The organism is Geminocystis sp. GBBB08 (genome assembly GCF_016743215.1).
In the GTDB taxonomy this organism is placed as follows: domain Bacteria; phylum Cyanobacteriota; class Cyanobacteriia; order Cyanobacteriales; family Cyanobacteriaceae; genus Geminocystis.
On sequence record NZ_VRZC01000208.1, the window covers coordinates 1 to 5,703 of the forward strand.

The 5,703-nt window shown below is 33.1% G+C and carries 6 protein-coding genes; 2 read left to right on the plus strand and 4 right to left on the minus strand.

Annotated elements, in window-relative coordinates; translation table 11 throughout:
* The first annotated feature begins 427 nt into the window (after nt 1-427).
* A complete protein-coding gene (locus tag FWJ34_RS17630; RefSeq protein ID WP_308256654.1) occupies nt 428-1,387 on the plus strand; it encodes a 3'(2'),5'-bisphosphate nucleotidase in 960 nt (319 codons plus the stop codon).
* A gap of 264 nt (nt 1,388-1,651) precedes the next feature.
* Here FWJ34_RS17630 and fabG read toward each other — a convergent pair whose 3' ends face one another.
* A complete protein-coding gene (gene fabG / locus FWJ34_RS17635) occupies nt 1,652-2,413 on the minus strand; it encodes a 3-oxoacyl-[acyl-carrier-protein] reductase (protein ID WP_308256650.1) in 762 nt (253 codons plus the stop codon).
* Nucleotides 2,414-2,694: 281 nt separating this feature from the next.
* Between fabG and FWJ34_RS17640 the strand changes: the two genes are divergently transcribed.
* Nucleotides 2,695-3,459 (plus strand): sirohydrochlorin chelatase, encoded by a 765-nt coding sequence (locus FWJ34_RS17640; protein WP_308256651.1) that lies wholly within the window; start codon nt 2,695-2,697, stop codon nt 3,457-3,459.
* Nucleotides 3,460-3,526: 67 nt separating this feature from the next.
* Here the strand turns inward: FWJ34_RS17640 and FWJ34_RS17645 are convergent, their stop codons facing one another.
* From FWJ34_RS17645 to FWJ34_RS17655, 3 genes are all read right to left on the minus strand, one after another.
* Entirely contained in the window at nt 3,527-3,685 is a 159-nt protein-coding gene (locus tag FWJ34_RS17645; RefSeq protein ID WP_308256652.1) for a hypothetical protein, read from the minus strand.
* A 191-nt stretch (nt 3,686-3,876) separates the two neighbouring features.
* Nucleotides 3,877-4,218 (minus strand): metal-sensing transcriptional repressor, encoded by a 342-nt coding sequence (locus tag FWJ34_RS17650; RefSeq protein WP_308256655.1) that lies wholly within the window; start codon nt 4,216-4,218, stop codon nt 3,877-3,879.
* A gap of 164 nt (nt 4,219-4,382) precedes the next feature.
* Nucleotides 4,383-5,396, minus strand: coding sequence for a type I glyceraldehyde-3-phosphate dehydrogenase (locus FWJ34_RS17655; protein ID WP_308256653.1), 1,014 nt, complete (start codon nt 5,394-5,396; stop codon nt 4,383-4,385).
* Between the last annotated feature and the right edge of the window lie 307 nt (nt 5,397-5,703).

Sequence of the window (5,703 nt, forward strand, 5' to 3'; positions counted from 1 at the left end):
TCTTAAATTTTTAATATGATATAAGCAAAGAAAATTGATTAAAATAATAAAAATTATCAAAATTGAGAAGAATAAAATGTTTCCCATTGGAATTAAATAATAAATAAATATTTTCTTTAATTAATTTTTTTGCACTTACTTAAAATTAATGCTGAAAAATTTTGATATTTAAGTATAGCAAACTTATCTATAGCATTTTGATATTAGTTATGAGAATATAAACAGTTTATTCTTTCGCAAGAGGCTTAAGCCCGTTGCAAAGCAATGATATTAGTATCTTCGATTTTTTTTAATAATTTATTTTCTCATTAGTTAATTTAGTATAACTGATAATGATAATAATTAAAGATAAAATCCAGAAGCTATCTATGGTCAAAAGAAAGGAAATCAATGATAATAAACTATGATTAATCAATTATCAAAATTTATGGGCTATCAAACGGAAAAAGAAATCGCTATTTCAGCAGTAATTCAGGCGGCAAAATTATGTCAACGGGTATGTCAAGATATTCCTTTAGCCTTAGAAAAACAAGATAAAAGTCCTGTGACGGTAGCCGATTTCGGTTCTCAAGCTATAATTTGTAAAGCATTAAAAGAAGTTTTCCCCGATATTCCCATTGTGGGGGAAGAAGATGCAGAAGAATTACGACGAAATGAAAGTAAAGCTACTCTAACTAAAATTACCAATTATGTGGCAGAAATTATCCCCAGTGCTACTCCTGCCAATGTTTTAGACTGGATTGATTACGGAAATGGTAAAGTATCTGAACGTTTTTGGACACTAGATCCTATTGATGGCACAAAAGGGTTTTTACGTCAAGATCAATATGCTATTGCATTGGCATTAATTGAAAATAAGGAAGTGAAATTAGGCATTTTAGGTTGCCCGGCGTTAAGTTTAAATGATGATGAAAAGGGATTAATTTTTGTAGCTGTGAGAGGAGAAGGTAGTTATAAAATGTCTTTAACAGGAGAGAATTTAACGAAATTGCAAGTTATTTCTAATAATGATGTCAGTGATTTACGTTTTGTGGAGGGAGTAGAAGCCAGTCACGGCAACCAAGAAAAACAAAATGCCATCGCCAAAGCTATAGGTATAACTACTGATTCTGTAAGAGTAGATTCTCAAGCAAAATATGGTATCGTTGCTGCTGGAGAAGCCGCCTTATATCTTCGATTACCTTCTCCCAAAAGCCCGAATTATCGAGAAAATATATGGGATCACGCTGGTGGATCTATTATAGTTGAAGAAGCTGGAGGAAAAGTTACAGATATGTATGGTAAACCTTTAGATTTTGCCTCTGATAGTAAGATGAATGATAATAGGGGGGTAGTAGTAAGTAACGGATTGATTCATGATGTAGTTATCAAAGCCTTAAATAGTTGATAAATAGGTAAGCTAAACTAATTGCAGATTTTATTTTTCCCAAATCCATGATAACAAGCGGTAACAAGTAAAAAGTAAAAAGTAAAAAGTAAAACAAGAAAAATGAATCAAGAGGATTGAATAAGGGATATATTTTTTATTTTTTCCCCTTCAAAGGGGAGACTTTTAACTCAATTTTTTTGGTAACAAAGGGTTTAAACCCCTTGCATTGCATTGCCGTGAAAAATAATTTTTGATTTTTTCTGAGAAAAAAATACTCTGCCATCACATAACCATACCACCATCAACATTAAATACTTGCCCAGTAATATAATTAGAAGCAGTATCAGCGGCTAAAAAACGAATCATTCCCGCAATTTCCTCTGGTTTTCCATAACGGTTAAGAGGGATCATTTTTAAAATTTCTTCGGCTTGTAAACCTTCCGTCATATCAGTTTCGATAAATCCGGGGGCAACTGCATTAACGGTAACACCACGACTAGAAAATTCTTTAGCTAAGGTTTTCGTTAAGCCAATAACCCCGGCTTTCGCTGCACTATAATTGGCTTGTCCGGGATTACCCATTTGTCCTGCTACTGATGAAATATTAATAATTCTACCGCTTCTTTGTTTCAACATAATTTTACTAGCAGCTTTACAACATAAAAATACTCCCGTTAAATTGAGGTTAATTACTTGTTGCCAATCTTCTAATTTCATCCGTAACATTAAAGTATCACGAGTAATACCGGCATTATTCACTAAAATATCAACTCTTCCCCATTTATTAGTAGTTTCTTTAAACATTGCTTCTACCGCTTTCTGTTGTGATACATCTGCCCCAATGGCTATAGCTTCTCCCCCAGCAGTAATAATCTCATTCACAACACCATCGGCAGCTTGGCTATTACTAGCATAATTAACAACAACTTTTGCACCTTCTGAAGCTAAAGCAAGGGCGGTGGCTTTACCAATACCTCTGGATGCCCCTGTAACGATGGCAACTTGATTTTTTAATCTTTGTAAATTAGGGGGTAAAAGTTCCATAATAGATAAAATATTGAGATAAACAATGAGTAATGACTAATAAAAGTTAATGAATTTTATGGCTATAATGCCTATTCTTTATTGTCTTTTTCATTTTCAACTGTCAATGGTCAATTGTCAATTATCAATTATCTGTTAGGCACTTGAGGCATTTAACTTACATTTTTGCTAATTATTAACAAGGGGTTTCAACTCCTTGCATTGATTCAAACTCTTCCCTCTTCCCAAATCTGCTTCCTTCCTCAGAAAATTTACATATATCAAAAGACAGCTTATCAATTATGATCGCCTATCTGTTAGTAGTTCATGGTAGTCGTAATCCTACTTATGGTCAACAATTACATAAATTACAACAATTAATTATGGAAAAATTCCGTAGTCAAGGATTTTTTACACCGATAGCTATGGCTTATTTAGAATTAGGAGATCAACCTTTATCGGTTAAAATAGTTAATATTACTCAAGAATATGCTCAAAAAGGCTATAAAATCCTTAAAATCTTGCCTTTATTCTTATTATCTGGCACTCACGTTTTGGAAGATATACCCAAAGAAGTAGCTATTTCTCGCCCTTTTTCTCCCTTAAAATTAGAATTAATGGCTCATTTAGGGCAAAATCAAAATTTAATCTCATTATTACAATACAAATATCAACAACAACCCACAACTCATCGCATTTTATTAACTCATGGCACGAAAATTCCTCAAGGGAATCAAGAATCTGAAAAAATCGCTCAACAATTAAAGGCACAAATCGCTTATTGGTCAATTTCCCCTGATCTTGCTACTATCATTAATCAATTATCTAATTCTTTCTCTGAAAGTATTGCTATTCTTCCTTATTTTTTATTCTCCGGTAAAATTACAGAGGCGATCGCCAATGAGACTAAAAAAATACAAAAACAGACAAATAGTAAACTTCAATTTATTCCTCCATTAGGTGTAACTCCAGAATTAATAGAAGTGATAGTTAAAGTGATGTTGACAACTCCCTCTGAAGATAAAAAACTACAAAACCACCAACGCAAAACTATCCTCGAGAGATAATTAGTATTAGTGGCTTGTTTGAAGATTAAGTAATAAACTACTCAATTAATTACAAATTACAATTATTCTATTCTTTGTCATCATCAGAAGGTTGAGCAGAGCCATTAGAACCATTGTAGTCTCTTCTTTTAAATTTGGAGTTGAAAGTAGTGGTTTTCTTTCTAAACTGACGAGCGTATGCTTTATTACGTTCTGCTTTTTCTTTTTTTGGATTACTTTTAGCCATTATGTCCTCATAAATGAATATTTTTTATCTATTTGACTTGTTTCTGGTCAAATTATCATACCACGAAATAATTTACTTGTAGAGAGTTAAGATTACTGAACTGTATTGTACTAAGTAAAAATAAATAAATACAAAAGCCAAATTTTGGTCACTAAATCTTTATTCCCAAAGCGATAATAACATTATATCATTTAAGAGGGTAAAAAACGATCTAAGGCAGATTTTAGGGCTTCGATTTCTCCTTCGATACTACCTTCTTTAGCGGCACGAGTAATACATTCGCTTAAATGTTCATCTAAAATTAATCTTGCTACCCTATCTAAAGCACCACGAATCGCTGCAATTTGAATCAAAACCTCAGGGCAATCTCTACCTTCACTAATCATAGTCTTAATACCTCGAACATGACCTTCAATGCGAGATAAACGATTAATTATTTTTCGCTGAGATTCTTCACTATGAATATGCCCATGAGAATGTTTTTTATAATCATGATGAGAATGAGAATGATGATCGGAAAAAGTTTCTGTCATGGTATAAGCTAAAGTATTTTTACTCACCATTGTAACGGAATATCAAGATCTGATTTATTTTTAAGGGCAAAGATCTTTATACTTTATAATTAACTATTTTGTCTTACAAAAAAAGATGCCCATAGTTGAGCATCTCCGACTATATTTTGAAACTTAATTTCTGATTATTTCCAGTTAGAAGCAACAATTTCCGCTAAATCAACTACTCGTTGAGAATAACCCCATTCGTTGTCATACCAAGCAACAACTTTAACCATATCTCCTCCCATTGTCATGGTTAAATTAGCATCAACAATAGAAGATACATCAGTACCTCGATAATCAGAAGAAACTAAAGGTAATTCGTTATAACCTAAAATACCTTTTAATTCGCCTTCTGAGGCTTCTCTGATAACGTCATTAACCTGTTGGGCAATGGTACTTTTTTCAACTTGTACGACTAAATCTACAATAGAAACGTTAGGAGTAGGTACTCTTAAAGCAATACCGTTTAATTTTCCTTTTAATTCAGGTAAAACTAATGCTACAGCTTGAGCTGCTCCAGTGCTAGTAGGTACAATATTGATAGCCGCCGCCCGCGCACGACGTAAATCACGGTGACTTGCATCTAATAATCTTTGATCACCAGTGTAACTGTGAGTAGTAGTCATAGTACCTTTAATGATGCCAAAATTCTCATGAAGTACTTTAGCGATAGGTGCTAAACAGTTAGTGGTACAACTAGCATTACTAATAACATTATATTTATCGTGAGCATATTCTTTATGGTTAACACCAACAACATAAGTCCCCACATTAGCACCTTTACCCGGTGCAGTGATTAAAACTTTTTTCGCCCCTGCTTGAATGTGTTTTGACGCACCTTCGTCTGTGACAAATACTCCAGTAGCTTCGATGATTAAGTCAACACCCCAATCAGCCCAAGGTAAATTTATCGGATTACGATCAGACACACATTTAATCGTTTTACCGTTAACAGTTAAAGAATTTTCATCGGCTTGAATATCAGCATCTAACTTCCCTAACATAGAGTCATATTTAAGTAAATGTGCATTAGTTTTAGGATCAGAAGTATCATTAATACCTACTAATTCTAAACCACTATTCTCACGCCCTAACCAACAACGTAAAAAGTTACGACCAATACGTCCAAAACCATTAATAGCTACTCTAACCACAGTTTATTTCCTCTGCTAATTTAAACTCAATAAAGTAAATTTTTCTAATGTGCCTAATCATATCCTAAAGATTGTACAATTTCATACCCATTTTTTGATTTTTTTTGCTAAGGTTTTGTATTTATTTTTGTATTTATTTTGAACATATAAATAAAGTACATTAAACTATAACTATACAATAAAAGGCGATTAGTGTAGATCTAATTAGAAATGCGATCTCATCTAAAAAGACAGCAAAAACAAGTAAAGGTACTGATTTTACAAGGAGTACACGTGAGAAGGAATATAACAAGCCGTGTTAGCCGGG

Bases quoted from the DNA above. Each gene is read 5' to 3' on its own strand.
- FWJ34_RS17630 (WP_308256654.1), top strand. From the start codon at position 428: ATGGGCTATCAAACGGAAAAAGAAATCGCTATTTCAGCAGTAATTCAG.
- fabG (WP_308256650.1), bottom strand. From the start codon at position 2,413: ATGGAACTTTTACCCCCTAATTTACAAAGATTAAAAAATCAAGTTGCC.
- FWJ34_RS17645 (WP_308256652.1), bottom strand. From the start codon at position 3,685: ATGGCTAAAAGTAATCCAAAAAAAGAAAAAGCAGAACGTAATAAAGCA.
- FWJ34_RS17640 (WP_308256651.1), top strand. From the start codon at position 2,695: ATGATCGCCTATCTGTTAGTAGTTCATGGTAGTCGTAATCCTACTTAT.
- FWJ34_RS17650 (WP_308256655.1), bottom strand. From the start codon at position 4,218: ATGACAGAAACTTTTTCCGATCATCATTCTCATTCTCATCATGATTAT.